Origin of the sequence: Candidatus Accumulibacter meliphilus (genome assembly GCF_036625345.1) — a bacterium.
Taxonomy (GTDB): Bacteria; Pseudomonadota; Gammaproteobacteria; order Burkholderiales; family Rhodocyclaceae; genus Accumulibacter; species Accumulibacter meliphilus.
Genome location: NZ_JAZKTZ010000012.1, coordinates 117,318 through 141,093, shown reverse-complemented (window position 1 = coordinate 141,093; position 23,776 = coordinate 117,318). Strand labels below are relative to the sequence as shown.

Sequence of the window (23,776 nt, the reverse complement as noted above, 5' to 3'; positions counted from 1 at the left end):
CCGGCCATGGCCAGGATTCCGCGCCTCAAGATTTGCGGGCTGACTCGCCGCGAGGATCTGCTGTGCGCCGTCGAGGCCGGTGCCGACGCGCTGGGCCTGGTTTTCTACCCGCCGAGTCCGCGCTTCGTCGATCTGCCGACCGCTGCCGCGCTGGCCTGTGCCGTGCCGCCTTTCATTAGCATTGTCGGACTCTTCGTCAATGCCGATCCGGCCGTGGTGCGCGCGACGCTGGCCGCGCTGCCAATTCATCTGCTGCAATTTCATGGCGATGAGGACGAAGGGTATTGCCGACAGTTCGAGCGGCCCTACATCAAGGCGGCGCGCGTCAGGCCGGGAATGGATTTGATACAATACGCGGCTGGCTTCCCGTCGGCGCAGGCCATCCTTCTTGATGCTTTCGTCGAAAGTTACGGTGGAGGCGGCAAGGTTTTTGACTGGGCGCTGGTGCCGGACACCCTGGGCAAGCCACTGATTCTCTCGGGTGGCCTGGATGCGGACAATGTCGCGGCGGCGGTACGCCGGCTACGCCCGGCAGCGGTGGATGTCTCGTCGGGTGTTGAGGCGAGCAAGGGAATCAAGGATGGCGCAAAGATCCGTGCCTTCGCAGCCGCGCTAAGGGCGACGGGCAGGGCCGTTTGATGCTGTGCAGGTGTTGCAAGCCGCCGCAAGGAGACTGTTGATGGCCGTTGATGTTTATGATTTGCCGGACGCCAGGGGCCATTTCGGCCAGTATGGAGGTATCTTCGTCGCGGAAACCCTGATCGGTGCGCTCGACGAACTGAATGAGGCCTACGCCAGCGCGCAGCGCGATCCGCAGTTTCTCGCCGAATTCGACTACGAGCTGCGCCACTATGTCGGCCGACCGAGTCCCATCTACCACGCCCGGCGCTGGTCAGAACTGCTTGGCGGCGCGCAGATTTATCTGAAGCGCGAGGACCTGAACCACACCGGGGCGCACAAAATCAACAACTGCATCGGCCAGGCCTTGCTCGCCCGGCGTATGTGCAAGCCGCGCGTCATCGCCGAAACCGGCGCCGGTCAGCACGGCGTGGCCACGGCCACCGTGGCCGCACGCTACGGCATGGAATGTGTGGTCTATATGGGTGCTGACGATATCCAGCGGCAGATGGCAAACGTCTACCGCATGAAGCTGCTTGGGGCGACGGTGGTGCCGGTCAACAGTGGTTCACGAACCCTCAAGGATGCACTCAACGAAGCGATGCGCGACTGGGTGGCGCAGGTTTCCGATACTTTCTACATCATCGGCACGGTGGCCGGTCCGCATCCGTATCCGATGATGGTGCGCGATTTTCAGGCGGTCATTGGTCGTGAGTCGATTGTGCAGATGCTGGAGCACTGTGGTCGCCAACCCGATGCGGTGATTGCCTGTGTCGGTGGTGGCTCCAATGCGATGGGTATTTTTCATCCCTATATCCCGGTGGCCGGAGTGCGTCTGATTGGTGTCGAAGCGGCGGGCGACGGGATCGCGACCGGGAAGCATGCCGCTTCGCTTACCGCCGGGCGCCCCGGCGTTCTGCACGGTAACCGGACCTATCTCCTGCAGGATGAAAACGGCCAGATCATCGAGACGCATTCGATTTCGGCGGGCCTCGATTATCCTGGCGTTGGCCCGGAGCACGCCTGGCTCAAGGATTGCGGCCGCGCCGAGTACGTCAGCATCGACGACGCCGAGGCGCTGCAGGCCTTTCACGACCTGTGCCGTCTCGAAGGCATCATCCCGGCGCTCGAATCGAGCCATGCCCTGGCCTACGCCGGCAAGCTGGCACCGACTTTGTCCAAAGACAAGATCCTGCTGGTCAACCTTTCCGGTCGCGGTGACAAGGATATGCACACCGTTGCCGATAAATCGGGCATCAAATTCTGACCATGTCGAAAATACAGGCTGTATTCGAGCGTCTGCATGCGCAGGGGCGCAAGGCGCTGATTCCGTTCATTACCGCTGGTGATCCGGACCCGCTACTGACCGTTCCCTTGCTGCATTCGCTGGTGCTGGCCGGCGCCGACATCATCGAACTTGGCGTGCCGTTCTCCGATCCGATGGCTGACGGGCCAACCATCCAGAGGGCTTCCGAACGGGCCCTGGCCAAGGGCGTCAGCTTGCGGAAAGTGCTCGAGATGGTGGCCAATTTCCGTGCCGACAACAACGAGACGCCGATCGTTCTGATGGGCTACGCCAATCCGATCGAGGCAATGGGAATCGAGGCTTTTGCCGCTGCGTCCTTCGACGCCGGGGTGGACGGCGTCCTGGTGGTCGACTACCCGCCAGAGGAAGCGAGCGCCTTTGCGCAGACTTTGCACCGCCACGCGCTTGACCCGATTTTTCTGTTGGCCCCGACTTCCAGCGAGGCGCGCATGGCGCAGGTCGGTGCGCTGGCCAGTGGCTACATCTACTACGTGTCGCTGAAAGGTGTGACTGGCTCGGCGGCGCTCGATGTCGCCGCGGTTGCCGTCCGCATCCCGGAGATTCGGGCACGCACCGGAGTGCCGGTAGGCGTCGGTTTCGGGATTCGCGATGCGGCGACGGCTGCGGCGGTGGCCGAACATGCCGATGCCGTGGTGGTCGGTAGCCGAATCATCGAAGAACTGGAGCGCTCGTCACCCGCAGAGGCCTGTGAGAAAGTACGTGCCCTGGTCGCAGAACTTCGCCAGGGGATCGATACCGCAACGAACGCGTCGCGAGGAATGCCATGAACTGGTTGAGCAAGCTGCTTCCACCGAAGATCAAGAGGAACGGCCCAGGTTCGGCGCGCAAGTCGGCGCTACCGGAGGGCCTGTGGAGCAAATGCCCGAGCTGTGAGGCCGTGCTCTACGCCACGGACCTGGCCAGCAACTGTCACGTCTGCCCAAAGTGCGCTCACCACATGCGCGTAAACGCGCGCGCGCGAATCGAAATGCTGCTCGATGGCGAGGGGCGTGTCGAGATCGGCGACGATGTCTTGCCGGTCGATTCGCTGAACTTCAAGGACAGCCGGCGTTATCCGGAGCGTTTGCAGGCGGCGACCACCGACACCGGTGAAACCGAGGCGCTGGTGGTCATGCACGGGACGATGAAGACTCTGCCGGTAGTCATTGCCGTTTTCGAGTTCAACTTCATGGGCGGTTCGATGGGCGCGGTACTCGGCGAGCGCTTCGTGCGTGGCGTGCAAACCGCTGTCGAGCAGCGCCTGCCCTTCATCTGTGTCGCCTCCTCGGGTGGCGCACGCATGCAGGAAGGTCTTTTCTCGCTGATGCAGATGGCCAAGGTGACGGCCGTCCTGACGCTGCTTTCGCAAGCCAAGCTGCCGTTCGTCTCGATTCTCAGCGACCCGACAATGGGCGGGGTGTCGGCATCCTTCGCCTTTATCGGCGATGTGGTGATCGCCGAGCCCGGAGCTCTGATCGGCTTTGCCGGCCCGCGGGTGATCGAGCAGACGGTTCGCGAAACCTTGCCGGAGGGTTTTCAGCGCTCCGAATTCCTGCTCGAAAAGGGGGCTATCGACATGATCGTCGACCGCCGCGAGATGAAGGACCGGGTCGCGGCTGTGCTGGCCCTGTTGCTGAGGCTGCCGGCTCTGCAGTGAGGATAGCGGCATGAGCGGGCGGCAGGGCGGCAGCGCATCGGCAGTTTCTGCTGCCGTCGCGCCCGCCTCTCTGGCGGCATGGCTGGCTCATCTCGATAGCCTTCACCCCAAGGGTGTGGCGGGAATCGAGCTCGGGCTGGAACGTGTCTTGCTAGTCAAGGAGGCTCTAGGCCAGCAGTTGCGCTGCCCGCTGATCACGGTTGCCGGGACCAACGGCAAGGGCTCGACCTGCGCCTACCTGGAAGCCATCTATACTTTTGCCGGCTATCGCGTTGGCTGCTATTCGTCGCCGCATTTGCTCAGCTACAACGAGCGGGTACGGATCGCTGGGCGACCGGTAAGCGACGCGCTGTTGTGCGCGGCCTTCAGCAAAGTTGAGACGGCGAGAAAAGCTTGCGCTGAGGTCGCGCTCACCTACTTCGAGTTCGGCACCCTGGCGGCACTGGAAGTGTTTGCTGCGCAGGAGGTCGAGGTGCTGATTCTTGAAGTCGGCCTTGGCGGGCGGCTGGATGCGGTCAATGTCTATCCTCCTGATTGCGCGGTGGTGACCAGTATTGCCCTTGATCACACCGCATGGCTGGGCTCGACGCGCGAAGCGATTGGCTTCGAAAAGGCCGGCATCTATCGTGCCGGCAAGCCGGCGCTCTGCGCCGATCCCGATCCCCCCGCCTCGCTGATCGCGCAAGCCCTCGCTGTCGGCGCCGATCTGCAGCTGCTGGGCCGCGACTTCGGTTATTTCGGGGACCACACCCAGTGGACCTTCTGGGGGCGTGGCGGTCTGCGGCGAGGCGGCCTGGCCAATCCCGGTTTGCGTGGCCGTTGCCAGTTGCGCAATGCCTGCGCTGCACTGGCCGCCGTCGAAAGCCTAAAGTTGCGGCTGCCGCTGGCGATGAGCGCGGTACGGCGCGGGCTCATCGAGCTGGATTTGCCCGGGCGCTTTCAGGTTCTTCCTGGTCGGCCGGCAATCGTCCTCGACGTTGCCCACAATCCGCAGGCCGTGGGCGAACTGGCCGACAACCTTGCCGGCATGGGCTTCTTCGCCAGGACTCTCGCCGTGGTCGGCATGCTTGCCGACAAGGACATCGCCGGCTCGCTGGCCCCGCTGGCCGGCAAGATCGATCATTGGCTGCTGGCCGATCTCGACGTGCCACGCGGTGCCTCGGCGGCCGCCCTGGCGGCGGTGGTGACGGCGTCTGGCCTGGGCGGTGAGATCGAATGTCTGCCCTCACCTGCGCAAGCCTTCGCGCGTTCCGCCAAGCTGGCCGGTGAAAATGATAGAATCGCCGTTTTTGGATCGTTCTACACAGTCGCGGTCGTCATGCGTAGCCTGCAGAACGGTCACTGATCGAAGCGACGGCAGTGGATTCCACGATGCAGATGACTGAAACATCCGACCCACAGTTACACCTCAAGAAGAAGGCACGGCGCCGCCTGGTAGGCGCGGTGGCGATTGCCGGACTGGCCGCGGTGGTCCTGCCGATGGTCATGGACGAAGAGCCGAAGCAAGTGGTGCAGGACATCCAGATCCGCATCCCGGGTCAGGACCAAAAGCTGTTCGATCCGGCGGAACTGGCCGCTCGCGCGTCGCCGTCGGCTGCCGTGGCCGCAGCTGGCGCAGAGCACGACGCGGCGCTGCAAGATGAGGCGGCATCGGCAGAAGAGCCGATCGCGAAGGCGGTGGAAGAGGGCGCCAAAACGAAAGCGGCCAAGCCTGTCGAGAAGTCGCCGCCGAAAAAAACCGAGATCCCGGTAGCGCCGCCTGCTCCGCCCATCGTCAAGAAGCCGCAACCCTTGCCGCCGCCGCCACCACCCGCACCGCTGGCGTCAGACGGGCAGTTCGTCATTATGGTCGGCGCATTCGCCGATCCTGAGAACGTCAAGAAGCTGGTCGCCAGCATCAACCGCATTGGCGTCGCCAACTATACTGAAATCCTCAATTCGCCAGCCGGAAAAAGAACGCGTGTGCGTGCCGGCCCCTTCCCGAACCGCGAGGCCGCTGAGAACGCTCTCGAGAAGCTGAAAAAGATCGGTGTTGGCGGAGTCGTCGCTGGCCGCTCATGACCGTTTTCGACTATGTCGTGCTGTTTGTCGTCGCTGTTTCCCTGATAATCGGTATGTGGCGTGGCGTCGTTGGCGAGATCATCGCCCTGGTGGCGTGGGTGCTCGCCTTTTTTGCTGCGCGCTGGTGGGGTTCTCTGGTCGCCGAGGGCTTTACGTCGATTGCCGACCCGGCGCTGCGCCTGGTCGCCGGCTGGGTGACCATCTTCGTGGCCGTGCTGGTGGTGATGGCACTGCTGCGTCTGGCCGTGCGTAGCCTGCTCAAGGCGCTGGGGATGACCCTGACCGATCGCCTGCTGGGAATCATTTTTGGTGCTGCCCGGGGTGTGGTGATCGTCCTGGTCCTGGTGGCCGTTGGCGGCATGACGTCGCTACCCAGCGAGAAGTGGTGGAGTGAGGCGTACTTTTCGGCGCCGCTCGAAACGGCAGTCCTGGCCAGCAAGCCCTGGTTGCCATCGGAAGTGACTAAACGAATCAGGTTCGGCTAGGAAAAACACTATGTGCGGGATTCTCGGCGTTGTCGCTACCACACCGGTAAACCAGTTGCTTTATGATGGCTTGATGGTCCTGCAGCATCGCGGCCAGGACGCGGCCGGAATGGCGACCGTCGAGGATGATGCCTTCCATATGCACAAAGGTTCCGGGCTGGTGCGCGACGTCTTTCGCACGCGCAACATGCGCGCGCTACCCGGCAACATGGGAATCGCTCACTGTCGCTACCCGACCGCTGGTTCGGCGTTCGATTCTTCGCTGTCACAGCCTTTTTATGTCAACTCGCCATTCGGGATCGTTCTCGGGCACAACGGCAACCTGACCAACACCGAAGAACTCAAGAAGGAGATGTTCCGCCAGGACCTGCGGCACATCAATACCCACTCCGATTCGGAAGTGCTGCTCAATGCACTGGCGCACGAACTGCAGGCCACTGCCAAGGGCTATCATCTGGATCTCGATACCATTTTTGGTGCGGTGTCGGCGGTTCATCGTCGTTGCCGAGGCGCCTATGCCGTGGTGGCGATGATCGCCGGTTACGGCATGCTCGCTTTCCGTGACCCCTTTGGCATTCGTCCACTGATCTTCGGCAGCAACGAGACGCCCGAGGGCACCGAGTATCTGTTTGCTTCCGAGTCGGTGGCGCTCGACACCCTGGGATTCAAGGTCCTGCGCGACGTCGAACCCGGCGAGGCCATCTTCATCGATCTCGAACACCGCATCCACCAACGTCAATGCGCGCAAAATTCAGTGCTTGCGCCGTGCATTTTCGAGTTCGTCTATCTGGCACGCCCCGACTCGGTGATTGACGGCGTTTCGGTCTATGAAGCGCGGCTGCACATGGGCGAGCATCTGGCCGACAAGCTGGTGAAGCATATTCCGGTCGAGGAAATCGACGTGGTCATCCCGATTCCCGATTCCAGTCGCCCGTCGGCGATGCAGCTCGCGCAGCGCATCGACGTCCCCTATCGCGAGGGTTTCGTCAAGAACCGCTACATTGGTCGCACCTTCATCATGCCCGGTCAGGCAACACGCAAACGCTCGGTTCGCCAGAAACTCAATACCGTTGCCCAGGAGTTCAAGGGCAAGCGCGTGCTCCTGGTCGACGATTCGATCGTGCGTGGCACAACCAGCCGCGAGATCGTCGAAATGGCGCGCGCCGCGGGTGCACTGAAGGTTTACTTTGCCTCTGCTTCGCCGCCGGTGCGCTATCCGAACGTTTATGGAATCGACATGCCGACGCGCAGCGAGTTGATCGCCACCGGTCGCAGCGGCGAGGAAATCGCCCGTGAAATTGGTGCCGACGCGCTGGTGTACCAGGATCTCGACGCGCTGAAGGCGTCGATTCGAGAATTGAAGCCGTCGCTGTGCAACTTTGACACCTCGTGCTTTGATGGCGTCTATATTACCGGCGACGTCAGCCCGGCATATCTGAATGCCATTGAACTGGCGCGCGAAGGTGACGGCGCGGCAGCGCGGGACGAGCACTGGTCGTCGAATCAATTACAGTTGAACCTGATGTCCGTAGATTGATGATAAAGGCCATGCAAGCAATGGAAGCAATCGACCCCCCTCGCGGCTATTCCCTGGAGACGCTGGCGGTGCGCGCCGGTCAGGAACGCAGCCAGTTCAACGAGCATAGCGAGGCGCTGTATCTGACCTCGAGTTTTGTCTTCGACAGCGCCGCTCAGGCAGCCGCCCGCTTTTCGGGTGAGGAAGAAGGGAACGTCTACTCGCGCTTTACGAATCCGACGGTGACGGCATTTCAGGACCGTCTCGCGGCGCTCGAAGGCGCCGAGGCTTGCGTGGCCACGGCATCGGGAATGTCGGCGATTCTTTCGCTGGTGATGGCGCTGTGCAGCAGCGGCGACCATATCGTTGCGTCGACGGGGCTGTTTGGCGCGACGCAACAGATGCTCGGCACCCTCATGCCGCGCTTCGGGATTCAGACCAGCTTTGTCGCGCAAACCGACGTCGCGGCCTGGGAAGCAGCGCTGCGGCCAGAAACCAGGCTCCTGTTTCTGGAAACGCCGTCAAATCCGCTGACCGCCATCGCCGATATCGCCGCGCTGGTCGCCATCGCGCACGCACGCGGCATTCTGGTGGTCGTCGATAACTGCTTTTGCACGCCGATTCTGCAGCGGCCGCTCGATCTCGGTGCCGATCTGGTGCTGCATTCGGCGACCAAATACCTCGACGGCCAGGGCCGGGTACTCGGTGGCGCCGTCGCCGGGCCGAAAAGACTGACCGACGAGGTGTTCCGGTTTCTGCGCACCGCCGGCCCGACGCTCTCCGCGTTCAATGCCTGGGTGCTTCTGAAAGGCCTGGAAACGCTACAGATTCGCATGCACGCACAGTCGGCGAAGGCGCTGCAACTTGCGCAGTGGCTGGAGCAGCACCCCCGGGTGGCGCGTGTCTACTATCCTGGCCTGCCTTCGCATCCGCAGTTCGACCTGGCCTCTCGGCAGCAGAAAAGTGGTGGGGCGATCGTTTCCTTCACCGTCAAGGGGGCGCGTCGGGAAGCCTGGAAGGTGGTCGATAGCTGTCGTTTGCTGTCGATTACCGCCAATCTGGGTGATACCAAAACGACGCTCACTCATCCCGCCTCAACGACACACGGCCGCATCACACCGGAGCAGCGTGCTGCGGCGGGCGTCAGCGAGGATTTGCTGCGCATTGCCGTCGGTCTCGAAGCCGTCGTCGACCTGCAGAACGACCTCGAAAGCGGTTTGGCGTCGATCTAGCGGCCGACGCTGCCAGGTTCCCGGCGCTTCGGTCGGGCGAGATCCTCACGCTCACCGGCGGCTTTCATCAGCGCTTCCTTGGCGTCTCTGGGCATCATCAGATAGGTCATCAGACTCGAGCCAATGCAGACCAGCCAGAAGAGCAGAAAACCCGTCGAGTAGGTCGCGGTCAAGGACCATTCGACACGTTGCCCGAAAAGGTATAACTGCTCTGGATCGATCATCGTAAAGAAGATCGTTTCGGCGATTCCGGCGGCGATAAAGGCCGGCCAGAACACCCAAATCACGTATTTCATGTTCTCTCCCTGTTACTGCTGTGCTTCATCGTTGTTGTTTCGACGCGGTGCCGACGATGTATCCGCGGACCGAATCGACGTGCACAAGACCGCGAATGTCGCACAGACGGCGCTCCGGTTCAAGGAGTACACAGAGTACAGAGAGTACACGGCGCCGGGAAGTGCCTGGCTACGGTAGAGGCAGCCTGTGAAGCGGATACTCGCTTTTCAGCATGGTCTCCTCCTCGTGGCAAACTGTTCTTCGGAATATCGAACCAGACGGTTGAAGACCTGTTCCATCGCCCTGCGATCGGCGACGCCACGGTACTCGTTATGGAACTCGTTGATCAGATCGAAAAGAAAGCGATGCTCCTGGTCGATGTGCTCAACCCCGACGCGATACTGGTCTCACCAGCTCAGAAAAGCCGTTCTTGCTCCCGCTCATCAGTTGATCGCCCCCTACCCACCCCACCAAAAAAAAAGCGGGCGCCACGTGGGCGCCCGAAGGGGAGAGTTCATTATGACCGAAGGGCTCAGTAGTGGTAGGCCGACTCGCCGTGTGCGGTGATGTCAAGGCCTTCGCGTTCCTCGTCTTCCGGTACCCGCAGACCGATCAGCAGGTCGACCACTTTGAAGGCCACGACCGACACGATGCCCGACCAGACGATTACCGTGCCGACGCCCCACAACTGGCTGATCACCTGCGCGGTCATGTCGTACTCGCCGACGGCGTTGGCGACATAGTCATAGACGCCGGTGCCGCCAAGCGAGGGCGAGGCGAAGACGCCGGTCAGGATGGCACCGAGGATGCCGCCGACACCATGGACGCCGAAAACGTCGAGGGAATCATCGGCACCGAGCATGTGCTTCAAACCATTGACGCCCCACAGGCAGACCACGCCGGCCAGCAGACCAATGGCGATGGCACCCATGACCCCGACGAAACCGGCTGCCGGGGTGATGGCCACCAGTCCGGCAACGGCTCCGGAAGCGGCGCCGAGCATCGAAGGCTTGCCCTTGAGCATCCATTCGGCGAGCATCCAGGAGAGGGTTGCACAAGCGGTTGCCAACCAGGTATTGACCATTGCCAGAGCCGAGCCACCGCTGGCCTCCAGTGCCGAGCCGGCGTTGAATCCGAACCAGCCAAACCACAGCAGCGAGGCACCGATCATGGTGAAGGTCAGGCTGTGCGGCGCCATCGATTCGCGGCCGTAACCAATCCGCTTGCCGATCATGAAGGCGCCGACCAGTCCGGCAACGGCGGCGTTGATGTGCACCACGGTGCCGCCGGCAAAGTCGAGAGCGCCTTTCTGGAACAGGAAGCCGGCGGTCTTGCCGGCGGCTTCGCCGGCAGCGGCGTCGATATAGGCATCCGGACCCGCCCAGTACCACACCATATGCGCCATGGGTGCGTAGGAGAGCGTGAACCAGATGATCATGAACACCAGGATTGCGGCAAACTTCGCGCGTTCGGCGAAAGCGCCGACGATCAGGCAGCAGGTGATCGCTGCGAAAGCGCCCTGGAAGATGACAAAGGTCAGCTCGGAGATGAACACGCCCTTGGAGAAGGTGGCGCCAAGCGAGTCGGCGGTAATTCCTTTCAGGAAGACCTTGTCGAGCACCCCGAAGAAACTGCCGCCTTCAGTGAACGCCAGGGAGTAGCCATAGACCACCCACAGCACGCTGATCAGCGAGAAGGTCACGAAGACCTGCATCAGCACCGAGAGCATGTTCTTGGTGCGCACCAGCCCCCCATAGAAGAGGGCCAGCCCGGGCAGCGACATCAGGATGACCAGCGCGGCGCAGACCATGATCCAGCCGTTGTCTGCCTTGCTGAGCTGCGGCTCTGCTTCGACTGCTGCAACTGCGCTGGCGGTGGCTGCGACTTCTGCAGCCGCTGCCGGAGCCTGCGCCAAGGTCATCGCGGGGCTCGCCGCGCTGACTCCGGCCGGCGTCTCGTCAGCCCAGGCCGGGGCGCCGATAGCGACGGCTCCGACCAGGGCGAGAATGGTAAAAAAGTGTTTCATGGCAGGCTCCTCACAGGGCTTCCTCACCGGTTTCGCCGGTGCGGATGCGAATGACTTCTTCAACGGTTGTGACGAAGATCTTGCCGTCGCCGATCTTGCCGGTGCTCGCCGACTTTTCGATGGCCTCGATCACCTGCTCGAGGATGTCGTCGCGGATCGCCGCTTCGATTTTTACTTTCGGTAGAAAATCGACGACGTACTCGGCACCGCGGTACAGCTCGGTGTGCCCTTTCTGACGTCCGAAGCCTTTGACTTCGGTGACCGTGATCCCTTGCACGCCGATCGCCGACAGCGCTTCTCGTACTTCGTCAAGCTTGAACGGCTTGATGATGGCAGTAACCAGTTTCATGTTGCACTCCATGTCAGGTGAGGGCGAAGCCTCTCCGATTGAACCAAAAAATTGTCCAGACCCTACGCTTCAAAGGCTGTGCGGCGTCTTCCATTGAGGAATGGCCTGTGGTCTGCGTGGCGGCCACAGTGCGGCGGTGAACGGCGCGGCAAGAGCACTATTTTTCATGCGTGAGCCCTCCAGCAAAGCGAACGACGAAAGAAAAGAATTGCTACCCAGCTATTAGCAGGTTTCGTGCCAGGCTTGTTTTATGCGGGTAATCAGTGCCCTGCGCAATCTGTACGGCGCAGGCGGATGCTTGTTGCACTGCGATAGAGCAGCGCCCATAGGTCAATGCACCCTTCTGGTGCGTATCCGGTTGCGCGCCGTGCCTGTGCTAAACTCGACGCACTCAGAAACCAGAACCCGTCGGTGATTCCCATGCTCGACCCCAGAATTCTCGAAGAACTTGGCGCTCGACTGGGTGGCATCATCGCTGCCAGCCCTGCTGCGGATATCGACAAGAACGCACGTGCGCTGCTCGCCAGTTTCTTCAGCAAACTCGATCTCGTCAGCCGCGAGGAGTTCGATATCCAGACCCAGGTTCTACAACGCACCCGGGAAAAATTGAAAGCCCTCGAGCGGCGCCTGGAGCAGCTGGAAAGCCCACCCGACCCGTCGGCCTGAGCAGGGGGCTTCGGCGCCGAGGACCGATCTCTTTTCCGCTTGCTGGCCGCCCCCTTCCAGCCCCTGGCCTGTGCATTGACCATCAACCCCGATGTCGCTTGCCATTGTTCATAGCCGCGGACTGGACGGACTTTCTGCCCCGGAGGTCGCCGTCGAGGTGCATCTTGCGGGTGGCTTGCCGAGCGTCACGCTGGTTGGCCTGCCGGATACCGAGGTCAAGGAAGCGCGCGATCGGGTCAGGGCTGCGCTGCAGAACTCGGGCTTTGCTTTTCCCAGCAAACGGATTACGGTCAACCTCGCGCCGGCCGATCTGCCCAAGGAGTCGGGCCGTTTCGACTTGCCGATTGCGCTCGGAATCCTCGCGGCTTCAGGCCAGATTCCCGATTCCGCGCTGGCCGACCATGAATTCGCGGGCGAACTGTCGCTCTCGGGCGAACTGCGGCCGATCCGTGGCGCCTTGGCGATGGTCCTCGCCGCCGGTAGTCAGGGGCGAAGCTTTGTCCTGCCAACGAGCAGTGCGCGTGAGGCTGCGCTGGCCGGCCAGGTGCGGGTGCTCGCCGCCACCACCTTGCTCGAGGTTTGCGCCCACTTGACGGGGCAGGGCGTCCTGGCCGAATGTCTGCCGGCCGACGAAAGCATCGCTGTCGGCAGCGATTATCCCGATCTGGCAGACGTGCGCGGGCAGACACAGGCAAAACGCGCGCTCGAAATTGCTGCCGCTGGCGCGCATTCGATTTTGCTTGCCGGCCCGCCGGGTACCGGCAAATCGATGCTCGCCAGCCGTTTGCCGGGCTTGCTGCCGCCAATGACCCTGGCCGCCGCGCTTGAGTCAGCTGCAGTGTTGTCCTTGGCCGGGCAGTTTCGCCCCGAGTTTTTCCGCCGCTACCCCTACCGCGCGCCGCACCACACGGCGTCGTCGGCAGCGCTGGTCGGCGGCGGCAGCGTGCCTCGTCCCGGCGAAATATCGCTGGCGCATCACGGGGTCCTCTTCCTCGACGAGATTCCCGAGTTCGATCGGCGAGTACTCGAGGCGCTGCGCGAGCCCCTCGACAGCGGTCGTATCCACATTTCGCGCGCCGCCCGCCAGGCCGAGTTTCCGGCCCAGTTTCAGTTGGTCGCGGCGATGAATCCCTGTCCCTGCGGCTATCATGGCGACTCAACTGGCCGCTGCCGCTGCACCCCCGAGCAAGTGCGGCGCTATCGGAGTCGGCTCTCTGGTCCGCTGCTCGACCGCATCGATCTGCAGATCGAAGTTCCCGCCTTGCCGGCTGAAGCGCTGCAAAAACCGGCGGATGGCGAAGCGTCGGCGGTCGTTCGTTGCCGCGTCACGCTGGCGCGCGAGGTGCAGATAAAGCGCCAGGGGAAAGCCAACGCACATTTGACGACCGGGGAAATCGACCAGTTTTGCCAGCCCGAAGCGGCCGCTGCCGCCCTGCTGAAACACGCCATCAGGCACTTTGACCTTTCTGCTCGCGCTTACCATCGTTTACTAAAGCTGGCCCGCACAATTGCCGATATAACAGGGGTTGGTACGATCGAGGCGCAGCATGTTGCTGAGGCCGTGCAGTACCGTCGGATAGCGAAAGACTGACGTGCCTGATTCTGAAACTTTGCCCGCTCAACGCGGCATCGGCTCGGTCGTGGCTGCTCTGGCCACGCTTGGTCCCTTCTCGATCGACACCTACTTGCCGTCGTTCGGCGACATTGCCCAGTCGCTGCTGGCGACGCCGCAGGAAGTCCAGCAGACCCTGACCGCTTTCCTGCTGCCCTTTGCACTGATGACCCTGTGGTATGGCCCGATCTCCGATGCGCTCGGCCGTCGCCGGGTAATTCTGGTGGCTGTGGCACTTTTTGCGCTGGCCTCGCTGGGCTGCATTTTCGCCACATGCATCGAACAGCTGTGGCTGCTGCGCGCCTTGCAGGGGATGACCGCTGGTGCAGGCATGGTCGTCAGTCGGGCGATCGTGAGTGATCTCTACCACGGCGCGCGAGCACAGCGGCTGATTGCGCAGATCATGATCACGTTTGCGGCGGCGCCGGTGATCGCCCCGGTAATTGGCGGTTGGCTACAAACCTGGTTTGGCTGGCGTGCGGTGTTTGCGCTGCTGGTCTTGCTCAGCGTCGCCCTGTGGCTGGCCTGCTGGAAGTTCCTCCCGGAAACGCTGCCCGCGCACCGGCGCCAGTCGCTGCGCGTCGACTATCTGGCAAAGGCCTACCGTGGCGTGCTCAGCTCACCATCCTTCCTGCTGATCTGCGGCGCGCTGGCCTTTAACTTCGTCGCGTTCTTCATCTACGTGCTGTCGGCGCCGGTTTTCCTGGTCCGCCACCTGGGGGTTTCTGAGACCGGTTTCCTGTGGCTTTTCGGGCCGGCGATGGGCGGTCTGGTGCTCGGCGCGGGCTTGTCCGGCGCGCTCGCCAAGCGCTGTTCTCGCGCCCGGACGATCATCGCCGGCTACCTGATAATGGGGCTTGCGGCGACCCTTAACCTGGGCTTGAATCTGGACGGCGCAGCGGCGCTGCCGTGGAGTGTCTTGCCGCTGTTCGTTTTCACCCTTGGCCTGTCATTGCAAATCCCCAGCCTGACCCTGCTGGCCCTGGACATGTTTCCGGAGCAGCGCGGTCTTGCCGCCTCCTGCCAGGCTTTCGTGCAGGCCGCGGTCAATGCGCTCGCTGCCGCGCTGATTGTGCCTGTGCTGTGCGAATCGACGCTGAGCCTGGCGCTCGGCATGGCGGGCCTGAGCTTGCTCGGCGCTGCAGCCACTGCCACCCATTTCCGGCGCAGCATCGGCAAAGCCGCAGGCCATTTCTGTCAAATAACCACCCATCTTGCTTGTCGTTTCGTCCGTCTTCTGTGTTACGACAATAGTTACATGGTTCGACTATGCGCCTGCTGTCAGGCCTTGAAGCCGACAGAAAATCCGGCGCAATCGGGTACGTCCTTTTCCGGCAATCGCCTTATTTGCTCTGTTGACAAGCGGTTTCCTTGGCAAACGGGATCAGGCAGAGCGAAATGACCAGGCAGCTGGCCATCAGGCTGAATCCGGCCTGATAGGCGCTGGCGTCGTAAAGGCGGACGCCAGCCGCCGTGGCACCCAGCCAGTGATCGTCGAGTACCCAGCCGACGGCCGGTTGCAGCAACATGCCGCCGAGTAGTGGCCCCATGTTGCAGACTCCCGACGCGGTGCCCATCAGGCGGACTGGCACCGATTCCTTGGCGAAAGCGAAGCCGATGATCAGGTTGCCAGAGACCAGGCCGGTGAACAGCAGGGTGACGATCAGCAACCAGATCGGTATCGGCGCGAAAATGACCACCAGCCAGCCAGCCAGAGCCGCGGCGGTGGTCCAGATATAGAGCGGTCGCCGGCGGCCCATGCGTTGGGAGAGGGTGCCGAGGACGGGTCCGCCGACCGCCCAGGCGATCAACAGTAGCGAGGTGATTGCTGCGGCGCTGTGGGTGTCGAGGCCATGCACCTGGCGCAGATAGGGCACGCCCCACAGGCCGGCAAAGGTAAGTACCGATCCGGCAATGCCGATCGGGGTGATCAGCAGAATCCAGGTATTGCGGTAGGAGAGGACTTCGGCCATGCCGCGCAGGATCGAGCCGTGGTGTCCACTGCCGTGCGCGCTATGCGCATGGCTGGCATAAGCGCAGTCAACGGGATCGTCGCGCACGCGCAGCCAGATGGCGACCGCCAGCAGCGCGGTCAGCGCTGCCGAGACGCCCATCACCGAGCGCCAGCCCCAGGCTTCGATCAGCATCCGCAGAGGGACGCCGGCGATTACCCCGCCGACGACACCAAAGACCAGTGCCAGTCCGGAGGCCAGCGCAAATTGCTGCGGGGCGAACCAGTGGCTGGCCAGCTTGAGCATCGAGACGAAGGCGACGGCGACCGAGGCGCCGATCAGCAAACGTCCGCCGTTCGCCCACCACAGATCAGGGGCGCTGGCAAACAGCGCACTGCCGATGGCCGCAACCAGCGCGCCCGCGGTCAGCAGACGGCGCGGTCCCCAACGATCGGCGATGATCCCGGTCGGGATCTGCATGACCACATAGGAGTAGAAATAGAAGGCCGAAAGATTGCCGAGTTCGGTCGCCCCGATCGAGAAGTCGATCATCAGCTGGTCGGTCATTACCGCCGGCGCGACGCGCTGGTAGAAACCGATCAGATAGAGCAGGGCGCCCAGCCCCCAGACACTCCAGGCGAGGGAGGCGGGTGGGTAGCCGCGCGGGGCGGTGTTCAAGGTCGATCCTGGCGACGGCTCACCGCGTGGGCGCCGGCTGTGGCCGAGCAAAGCTGCGGTCTCTTTCCGTGCTGGGCCCGGGGACAGCTCGACGGGGACGGCTGCGGTGCAGTGGCTTGCTTGCTGGCGGCTTCGCTCGGGCTCAAAAGTCCTCCATGCACTCGTGTCGTCTATACTCGTGGCTTCGTGGCACCAATTCTAGCCGCAGTGAGTGGAGCGCGGTAAAACATGTCGATCAAACTCTTGCCAGGTGCTTTTCTTTCGGGCCTGGTCGCTCTTGCGTTTTCGGCATGCGACGCCGACAAGCTGAGCAAGCTCAAGCCCGGCATCACCAGCGCCGATGAAGTGCGCCAGCTGATGGGCGAGCCAAGCCTGGAGTGGGTGGAGACCGACGGTACGCGGGTCTGGGAGTATCCGCGCACGCCCCAGGGCATCGTCAACTACATGCTGGTCATCGGTCCGGATAAGGTCTTGCGCGAAGTGCGGCAGGTGCTGACCGAGGAGAACTTCGCCAAGGTCCGGCCCGGCATGAGCAGCGAGGAAGTGCGTTACCTGCTCGGCCGACCGGCGCACGAGCTCTACTTTTCACTCAAACAGGAAAAAGTATGGGACTGGAAAACCAAGGTCGAGCCGGGCATGACCTGGTATTTCAACGTCCATTTCAACAACGATGGGGTGGTCACCAGGACCAGCGCCAACTTCACGCCCGGCCCTTGACGCCGCGCTTGTGTCAAAGCCGGTCGCTGAAGCGGATCGCCAGGGTATCCCGGGGTATACTTCGCGGATTCGCTGAACAAGAAGAATAAGGGGAAATTTCGTGGAATCGCTGCACATTACTCTCGATCAGTCCGAGATTCCGACGCACTGGTATAACGTGGTCGCCGACCTGCCGACACCGCCGCTGCCGCCGCTTGCCGCGGACGGCCAGCCGGTTTCACCGGAGCAGATGGGGGCGATCTTTCCGGCGGCGATCATCGAGCAGGAAATGTCGAGCGAGCGCTGGATTCCGATTCCCGAGCCGGTCCGCGAAATTTACCGCCTGTGGCGTCCGTCGCCCTTGATTCGCGCTCGTCGACTCGAAGAAGTACTCGGCACACCGGCCCGGATTTACTACAAGTACGAGGGGGTTTCCCCGGCCGGTTCGCACAAGCCCAATACCGCCGTACCGCAGGCGTTCTACAACCGGCAGGCAGGAATCAAACGGATCACCACCGAGACCGGCGCCGGCCAATGGGGCTGCTCGATGGCTTTCGCCGGCCAGATGTTTGGCCTTGACGTGCGGGTCTACATGGTCAAGGTCAGCTATCAGCAAAAACCCTTCCGGCGTTCGATGATGCAGACCTGGGGCGCCGAGGTGTTTGCCAGCCCTTCGTCGATGACGCAGAGCGGGCGCGATCTACTGGCCAGCGATCCCGACAACCAGGGTTCGCTCGGAATTGCCATTTCAGAGGCCGTCGAAGAGGCGGCTGGGCGCGCGGATACCAGTTACGCGCTCGGCTCGGTCCTCAATCACGTGGCGCTTCATCAGACGATCATCGGTCAGGAAGCCAAGAAGCAGTTCGCGAAAGTCGGAGATTGGCCGGACGTCATTTTTGCGCCTTGTGGCGGCGGATCGTCGTTTGCCGGCGTGGCCTTTCCGTTCATCGCCGACAACGCCGCCGGTGGCCGAAACGGTCGCCCGACACGGCTGGTGGCGGTCGAGCCGACTTCCTGCCCGAGCTTGACGCGCGGTGCCTACGCCTACGACTTTGGCGATGCCTCCGGCTTCACGCCGTTGATGAAAATGTACACCCTCGGGCATGATTTCATGCCCCCAGGAATCCACGCCGGCGGATTACGTTACCATGGTGATTCGCCGCTGGTTTCGCAGCTCTATCACGAAGGCTTGATCGAGGCGGTTGCGGTCTCGCAGCTCGCCACCTTTGAAGCTGGCGTCATGTTTTCTCGCGCCGAGGGGATCATTCCCGCACCGGAGTCCAATCACGCGCTGCGGGCGGCGATAGACGAGGCTTTGCGTTGCAAACTGAGTGGCGAGGCGAAAACGATCTTCGTCAATCTCACCGGCCACGGGCACTTCGACATGGCTGCCTACGACCGCTATTTCGCCGCTGAGCTCGAGGATTTCGATTACCCCGCCGAAGCCATCCGGGCTTCACTCGAACACTTGCCCAAGGTCGGATAAGCGCCTCGATGCGAATCACCGTTTTCCTGCTGCTGCTCGCCAATCTGCTGTTGTTCGTATGGACGCAGGGTTACCTGGGTGCGTCGGTCAACCCTGATGCGAGGCACCTTGCACAGCAACTGCTGCCGGAACGTGTGCGTATCGTTTCGCGTGGCGAGCCGCCGCCGACCGCGAAAAAGAAAACGGAAGCTGAGAAAGTGGTCGAAAAAGTGGTCGAGAAAGTGGTCTACAGCGCGGCTGACAACGAGGGCGACAAGAAGCCCGTCGAGAGCTGTCAGCTATGGAGCAAGCTGGCCGCTGGCGATGCCGAACAGGTCGAGCGCCTGCTGACGGAACGATTTTCAGCGTTCAAGGGGCAACGTCGTAGCGTTGGCGAGATCACTGGCTACTGGGTCTTCATCCCACCACTTGCCAACAGGGAGGAAGCGGTTCGGAAAGTGGCCGAGTTGCAAGAGCTCGGCGTAAAGGATTATTTCATCGTGCCGAGCAGTGGCTCCCGCCCACTGGCTATTTCCCTGGGAGCCTATCGCGGCGAGGAGGCCGCCAGGGTGCGGCTCGAAGCGCTTCGCGCCAAGGGGGTACGCTCGGCCAGAATCGGCGAGCGCAGGAGCGAGCCGACACTCAGTACGCTCGAAATCCATGGCCCGGAGGCGGATATGGGCGCGCTGCGTGAGGCGATTGCGGCGCTGCTGCCGAAGGCCGTGGCGGCCCCTTGTTCTGAGCCGACTGAGGTGACGCCATGAGCTTTGTGGTGGGTTTGACCGGAGGCATCGGCAGTGGCAAGAGTACGGTCGCGGAGCTTTTCGCCGCGCGTGGCGCGGTGCTTGTCGATACTGACGCCATTGCCCATGAACTGAGCGGCCCGCAGGGTGCGGCGATGGCCGCCATTCGAGCCGCTTTCGGCGACACCGTCTTGCGTCCCGACGGCGGCCTCGATCGGACTGCGATGCGTCGTCTGGCCTTCGCCGATCCACTGGCCAGGACGAAGCTCGAAGAGATCCTGCATCCGCTGATTCGGCTACGCAGCGACGCCTGCTGCGCCGCTGCCGAGCACGCACCGTACGTCCTGTTGGTCGTGCCCTTGCTGGTGGAAACCGCGAGCTATCGTCAGCGCGCCGATCGGGTGCTGGTCATCGATTGCGACGAGGCTCTGCAGATTGCCCGGGTGACGGCGCGAAGCGGGCTGAGCACCGAGGCAGTGCAGGCGATCATGGCTACGCAGGCGACCCGTGCGCAGCGGCGAGAGGTGGCCGACGATGTGCTGAACAACGAGGGTGGACTGGACGCCTTGCTGCCAGAGATTGACGGTCTGCACCGGCGCTATCTGGCGCTGGCTAGTGCCAAACTTCATGCTGGACGTTGAGGTTTTGTTGCAAATGCTTCAGAATTATCGAAAATTCCCGTTTCTGACGCTGGCGGAAGTGTGATTACCTACGAATATCCTTTCAATGAACGCATACGCACCCTGTTGCGTCTGGAGGACTTATTCCAGAAGGTCGGCCGCTTCATGCAGCGTGACGGGGCGCACGAGCACCACGTCGCGCTGCTGACCCTGTTCGAGATCCTCGATGTCTCCGGGCGGGCCGATCTGAAAATGGACTTGATTCAGGAGCTGGAGCGACAGCGCCAGAGCCTGCTCGCTTATCGCAACAACCCCGAGATCTCTGAAGAAGCGCTTAACCTTGCCCTCCAGGAGATCGAGCAGGCGTCGGCAGCCCTGCTCGCCATGACCGGCAAGATCGGCCAGCATCTGCGCGACAACGACTGGCTGATGAGCATCAAGAGTCGCGCCAGTATTCCCGGCGGCGTCTGCCAGTTCGACCTGCCGTCATACCACTACTGGCGGCATCAGGCGCCAGGCGCACGGCGTGAAGCACTGCTGGGCTGGCTGCAACCGATGTTGCCCTTGCGTGATGCCCTGGCCATCGTCCTGCGTTTGTTGCGTGCGAGCGGTCGTGCCGAACATCACGTGGCGGCCAATGGTGCTTTCCAGATGATGCTTGGCGGCAGCAGCTCGCAGATGGTCCGCATTTCTCTGAAGATCGACGATCCCTATATTCCCGAGATCAGCGCCAACAAGTATGCACTGAATATCCGCTTCACTCATCCAGACAGCGATCATCGACCACGGCAGTCGGATAGTGAAGTCGAATTCGACATGCTGTTCTGCAATCTCTAGGCGGCGACTAGCGAGTATGCTCTGCCGGTCCGCTTCCGGATCGCTGCGGCTTGCCGTCGGCCGTCGCCAGTTGGTCGCTGGCGATCATCGGACTGACGAATATCTTCGGCAGCCTCTATGCAGGTGCCTGCGTCGGTCGCTATCGGAGCAAATACGTTCTGTTCTGGATGTACGCCTCGCGCGCGGCGCTGATCGCCGTCTACCTGGCGGCACCGAAGACGGATCTGACTTTCTACCTCTTCGCCGCGGGGCTGGGTTTTCCTGGCTGGCGACGGTGCCACCGACGGCGGCGATCGCCGGCAAGCTGTTTGGCCTGCGCTATCTCGGGATGCTGTTCGGCATGACTATGCTTTCGCACCAGATCGGCGGCTTCTTTAGCGCCTATCTTGGCGGCCTGGCGCTGACGCAGTTCGGCGACTACGGATGGATGTGGTACGCCGACATTGCGTTGGCGGCTGTGGCGGCGCTGTTGAATCTGCCGATCAGGGAAGCGGCGTTACCCAGCCCGGCAGTTTGACCAGGAAAGCCGGCTTGCCACTCGGCGACGGGCATGCAGTACTTCAGCGCCGCAGCGCGTCGCAGCGTTGTCGGTAGGCCGCTTGGCGCGCAGCGCACCGGCAAGTGCTGCAAGCGCGTATGCTCGCTCCCTGATGTGGCTCGAAAGCTTGCGCCTTGCTAGCTGAGGATAAGGTTGTCGCGGTGGATGATCTCGGGCTCCTCGATGTAGCCGAGGAGGCTTTCGATTTCCCGGCTGGCGCGGCGTGCAATGCGGCGCGCGTCGCTGCTGCCGTAGTTGATCAGGCCACGCGCGATCTCGTGACCTTCGTTGGAGACGCAGGCCACCGCGGCGCCACGTTCGAAATCGCCGCGGACGGCGGCGACGCCAATTGGCAGGAGACTTTTTCCTTCGCGCAGGGCATTGATCGCGCCGTTGTCGAGAAGCAGTTGTCCGTTCAGCTGCAGGTGGTCGGCAAGCCATTGCTTGCGTGCCGTCAAGGGCTGCGTTTCGGCCACCAGCAAGGTGCCCAGCGGCTCGCCCCGAGCCAGGCGCAGGATGACGTCCTGTTCGCGGCCACTGGCGATGACCGTATGCGCGCCGCTGCGTGCTGCGCGCTTGGCGGCGATGACCTTGGTCAGCATGCCGCCGGTGCCGAACTGGGTACCGGCTCCGCCAGCCATGGCCTCGAGAGCCGCGATCCCGGCGCGCGCTTCGCTGATCAGGCTGGCCGCCAGATCCTTGCGCGGGTCGGCGGTGAACAGGCCCTGCTGGTCGGTGAGAATGATCAGGCAGTCGGCTTCGACGAGGTTGGCGACCAGCGCCCCGAGCGTGTCATTGTCGCCAAACTTGATCTCGTCGGTGACCACCGTATCGTTTTCGTTGACGATTGGTACGACGCCGAAGCGTAACAGTGTGTTCAGGGTCGAGCGCGCGTTGAGGTAGCGCTTGCGGTCGGCGAGGTCGTCATGGGTGAGCAGGACTTGCGCGGTGTGCAACGAGTACTTGGCGAAGGCGCGCTCGTAGACCTGTGCCAGCCCCATCTGGCCGACGGCCGCCGCTGCCTGCAACTCGTGCACGGCGTGTGGGCGCTTGCGCCAGCCAAGACGCTGCATGCCGCAGGCGATGGCTCCCGACGAGACCAGGATGACCTGCTTGCCGGCCAGGCGCAATTCGGCAATCTGCCTTGCCCATTCCTCGATGGCGGCAAGATCCAGACCTTCACCGTTCTTGGTAACCAGCGCCGATCCAGCCTTGATGACCAGTCTGCGGGCGGTGGCGATGCGGCTGCTAGTCATCTTCGGCCTTGTCTTGGTGGTCGGCGAAGAGGTCGTCGGGGAATGTGCCGGTGGCCGCGCCTGGGCTCGTTGCTTCTTGCGCGGGGGTGGCGGCGGCCAAATTCTGCAGCGCTTCCTGCAACTTGTGCGTGAGTTCGCGACAACCGGCACCGCTGATGGCGCTGATGCGAAAATGCGGAATGCCCATTGCGCTGGCCTGACAGCCCTGCAGAAAATCGCTAATACGCTGCTCGCGTTCGTCCTCGGGGATCAGATCAAGTTTGTTGAGCAGCAGCCAGCGCGGTCGAGTGGCGAGTTCGGGGTCGTACTTTTCGAGTTCGTGCACGATCGTTTCGACATCGCGGACGGGATCTGCGTCGGGGTCGAGCGGTGCCAGGTCGACGATGTGCAGCAGCAAGCGGGTTCGTACGAGGTGTTTGAGAAAGCGGATGCCGAGGCCGGCACCCTCGGCAGCGCCGTCGATCAGTCCGGGAATGTCGGCGATGACGAAGCTCTGGTCGTGGTCTACTCGTACCACGCCGAGATGCGGCTGCAGCGTGGTGAACGGATAGTCGGCCACCTTAGGGCGTGCCGCCGAGACGGCGCGCAGGAAGGTGCTCTTGCCGGCGTTGGGTAGGCCGAGCAAGCCGACATCGGCCAGCAAGCGCAGTTCGAGGCGCAATTCGCGCTGCTCGCCTTCTTCGCCGCGCGTGCATTGGCGCGGCGTGCGATTGACGCTGGACTTGAAATGGATGTTGCCGAGGCCGCCGCGCCCGCCTTTGGCGAGGAGAACTTTCTTGCCGTCGACGTCAAGGTCGGCAAGGATCTCGTTGCTGTTGACGTCGGCGATGGTGGTGCCGACAGGCACGCGCAGCGTCAGGTCCTTGCCGCGTTTGCCGTAGCAGTCGCTCGAACCGCCGTTCTGCCCGCGCTGGGCGCGGTGCCGACGCGCGTAGCGGTATTCGATCAGGGTGTTGACGTTGCGGTCGGCGATGAAATGAACGCTGCCGCCGTTGCCGCCATCGCCCCCGTCCGGACCGCCTTCGGGCTCGTACTTGTCGCGCCGGAACGAAGCGATGCCGTTGCCGCCGTCACCCGCGCCAACAAGAATTCTCGCCTCATCGATAAATTTCATGACTGCGTCTGCCCGCTTCGTCCGTATTGCCAGTTGCTAACGGTCATGACCGTTTTTCCCTCTTCCCCGACCC

Annotated in this window: 23 protein-coding genes and 1 pseudogene; 18 read left to right on the top strand and 6 right to left on the bottom strand. The window is 62.6% G+C overall.

The window, feature by feature from the left end:
* Positions 1-6: 6 nt before the first annotated feature.
* Genes V5B40_RS21025 through V5B40_RS20985 form a run of 9 tightly spaced genes read left to right on the top strand, consistent with a single transcriptional unit; the run spans position 7 to position 8,875 of the window.
* Complete coding sequence (locus tag V5B40_RS21025) at positions 7-639, top strand: phosphoribosylanthranilate isomerase (protein ID WP_332356367.1); 633 nt, start codon at positions 7-9, stop codon at positions 637-639.
* 40 nt (positions 640-679) lie between these two features.
* A complete protein-coding gene (gene trpB, locus V5B40_RS21020) occupies positions 680-1,885 on the top strand; it encodes a tryptophan synthase subunit beta (protein ID WP_332356365.1) in 1,206 nt (401 codons plus the stop codon).
* A 2-nt stretch (positions 1,886-1,887) separates the two neighbouring features.
* The gene (trpA, locus tag V5B40_RS21015; protein WP_332356363.1) at positions 1,888-2,712 is read left to right on the top strand and encodes a tryptophan synthase subunit alpha; all 825 of its coding nucleotides are present in this window, start codon (positions 1,888-1,890) and stop codon (positions 2,710-2,712) included.
* Positions 2,709-3,581, top strand: a complete 873-nt coding sequence (gene accD / locus V5B40_RS21010; RefSeq protein WP_332356361.1) for an acetyl-CoA carboxylase, carboxyltransferase subunit beta — start codon at positions 2,709-2,711, stop codon at positions 3,579-3,581. Before trpA ends, accD begins: the two co-directional genes overlap by 4 nt.
* A 10-nt stretch (positions 3,582-3,591) precedes the next feature.
* Entirely contained in the window at positions 3,592-4,926 is a 1,335-nt protein-coding gene (gene folC, locus V5B40_RS21005) for a bifunctional tetrahydrofolate synthase/dihydrofolate synthase (RefSeq protein WP_332356359.1), read from the top strand.
* 26 nt (positions 4,927-4,952) lie between these two features.
* Entirely contained in the window at positions 4,953-5,642 is a 690-nt protein-coding gene (locus V5B40_RS21000; protein WP_332356357.1) for an SPOR domain-containing protein, read from the top strand.
* Positions 5,639-6,127, top strand: a complete 489-nt coding sequence (locus V5B40_RS20995) for a CvpA family protein (RefSeq protein ID WP_332356355.1) — start codon at positions 5,639-5,641, stop codon at positions 6,125-6,127. The genes V5B40_RS21000 and V5B40_RS20995 overlap by 4 nt, the downstream gene beginning before the upstream one ends.
* 10 nt (positions 6,128-6,137) lie before the next feature.
* Positions 6,138-7,664 (top strand): amidophosphoribosyltransferase, encoded by a 1,527-nt coding sequence (gene purF / locus V5B40_RS20990; protein WP_332356353.1) that lies wholly within the window; start codon positions 6,138-6,140, stop codon positions 7,662-7,664.
* A gap of 11 nt (positions 7,665-7,675) precedes the next feature.
* Positions 7,676-8,875, top strand: coding sequence for an O-succinylhomoserine sulfhydrylase (locus tag V5B40_RS20985; RefSeq protein ID WP_332356351.1), 1,200 nt, complete (start codon positions 7,676-7,678; stop codon positions 8,873-8,875).
* Here the strand turns inward: V5B40_RS20985 and V5B40_RS20980 are convergent.
* From V5B40_RS20980 to glnK, 3 genes are all read right to left on the bottom strand, one after another.
* Entirely contained in the window at positions 8,872-9,171 is a 300-nt protein-coding gene (locus V5B40_RS20980) for a hypothetical protein (RefSeq protein WP_248595206.1), read from the bottom strand. The genes V5B40_RS20985 and V5B40_RS20980 overlap by 4 nt on opposite strands.
* Before the next feature lie 512 nt (positions 9,172-9,683).
* Positions 9,684-11,177 carry an ammonium transporter gene (locus tag V5B40_RS20975; protein ID WP_332356346.1) on the bottom strand — a complete coding sequence of 498 codons (1,494 nt, stop codon included), beginning with the start codon at positions 11,175-11,177 and terminating at the stop codon, positions 9,684-9,686.
* A 10-nt stretch (positions 11,178-11,187) separates the two neighbouring features.
* Positions 11,188-11,526 (bottom strand): P-II family nitrogen regulator, encoded by a 339-nt coding sequence (gene glnK, locus V5B40_RS20970; RefSeq protein ID WP_169065260.1) that lies wholly within the window; start codon positions 11,524-11,526, stop codon positions 11,188-11,190.
* Between the two features lie 420 nt (positions 11,527-11,946).
* On the opposite strand from glnK, the gene V5B40_RS20965 reads away from it, so the two are divergent.
* From V5B40_RS20965 to V5B40_RS20955, 3 genes are all read left to right on the top strand, one after another.
* Positions 11,947-12,192 carry an accessory factor UbiK family protein gene (locus tag V5B40_RS20965; protein WP_332356342.1) on the top strand — a complete coding sequence of 82 codons (246 nt, stop codon included), beginning with the start codon at positions 11,947-11,949 and terminating at the stop codon, positions 12,190-12,192.
* 91 nt (positions 12,193-12,283) lie between these two features.
* Positions 12,284-13,783, top strand: coding sequence for a YifB family Mg chelatase-like AAA ATPase (locus tag V5B40_RS20960; protein WP_332356340.1), 1,500 nt, complete (start codon positions 12,284-12,286; stop codon positions 13,781-13,783).
* A gap of 1 nt (position 13,784) precedes the next feature.
* Positions 13,785-15,206, top strand: coding sequence for a multidrug effflux MFS transporter (locus tag V5B40_RS20955; protein ID WP_332356338.1), 1,422 nt, complete (start codon positions 13,785-13,787; stop codon positions 15,204-15,206).
* On the opposite strand, the gene V5B40_RS20950 is transcribed toward V5B40_RS20955, so the two are convergent.
* Positions 15,148-16,434 carry an MFS transporter gene (locus tag V5B40_RS20950; RefSeq protein ID WP_332356336.1) on the bottom strand — a complete coding sequence of 429 codons (1,287 nt, stop codon included), beginning with the start codon at positions 16,432-16,434 and terminating at the stop codon, positions 15,148-15,150. The genes V5B40_RS20955 and V5B40_RS20950 overlap by 59 nt on opposite strands.
* Before the next feature lie 228 nt (positions 16,435-16,662).
* Here V5B40_RS20950 and bamE point away from each other — a divergent pair, with 228 nt between their 5' ends.
* The 6 genes and pseudogenes from bamE to V5B40_RS20920 form a co-directional block, all read left to right on the top strand.
* Positions 16,663-17,151, top strand: a complete 489-nt coding sequence (gene bamE, locus V5B40_RS20945; protein ID WP_332356334.1) for an outer membrane protein assembly factor BamE domain-containing protein — start codon at positions 16,663-16,665, stop codon at positions 17,149-17,151.
* A gap of 100 nt (positions 17,152-17,251) precedes the next feature.
* Entirely contained in the window at positions 17,252-18,616 is a 1,365-nt protein-coding gene (locus V5B40_RS20940) for a TrpB-like pyridoxal phosphate-dependent enzyme (RefSeq protein ID WP_332356332.1), read from the top strand.
* An 8-nt stretch (positions 18,617-18,624) separates the two neighbouring features.
* Entirely contained in the window at positions 18,625-19,359 is a 735-nt protein-coding gene (locus V5B40_RS20935; RefSeq protein ID WP_332356330.1) for an SPOR domain-containing protein, read from the top strand.
* On the top strand, positions 19,356-19,979 hold the full coding sequence (gene coaE, locus V5B40_RS20930; protein WP_332356329.1) for a dephospho-CoA kinase: 624 nt from the start codon (positions 19,356-19,358) through the stop codon (positions 19,977-19,979). Before V5B40_RS20935 ends, coaE begins: the two co-directional genes overlap by 4 nt.
* A 60-nt stretch (positions 19,980-20,039) precedes the next feature.
* On the top strand, positions 20,040-20,795 hold the full coding sequence (gene zapD / locus V5B40_RS20925) for a cell division protein ZapD (RefSeq protein WP_332356328.1): 756 nt from the start codon (positions 20,040-20,042) through the stop codon (positions 20,793-20,795).
* Positions 20,796-20,839: 44 nt separating this feature from the next.
* Positions 20,840-21,312: pseudogene (locus V5B40_RS20920) on the top strand (MFS transporter); the annotation flags it as partial.
* Between the two features lie 158 nt (positions 21,313-21,470).
* On the opposite strand, the gene proB reads toward V5B40_RS20920, so the two are convergent.
* The gene (gene proB / locus V5B40_RS20915; protein ID WP_332356327.1) at positions 21,471-22,589 is read right to left on the bottom strand and encodes a glutamate 5-kinase; all 1,119 of its coding nucleotides are present in this window, start codon (positions 22,587-22,589) and stop codon (positions 21,471-21,473) included.
* Positions 22,582-23,703, bottom strand: coding sequence for an Obg family GTPase CgtA (cgtA, locus tag V5B40_RS20910; protein WP_332356326.1), 1,122 nt, complete (start codon positions 23,701-23,703; stop codon positions 22,582-22,584). The genes proB and cgtA overlap by 8 nt, the downstream gene beginning before the upstream one ends.
* Between the last annotated feature and the right edge of the window lie 73 nt (positions 23,704-23,776).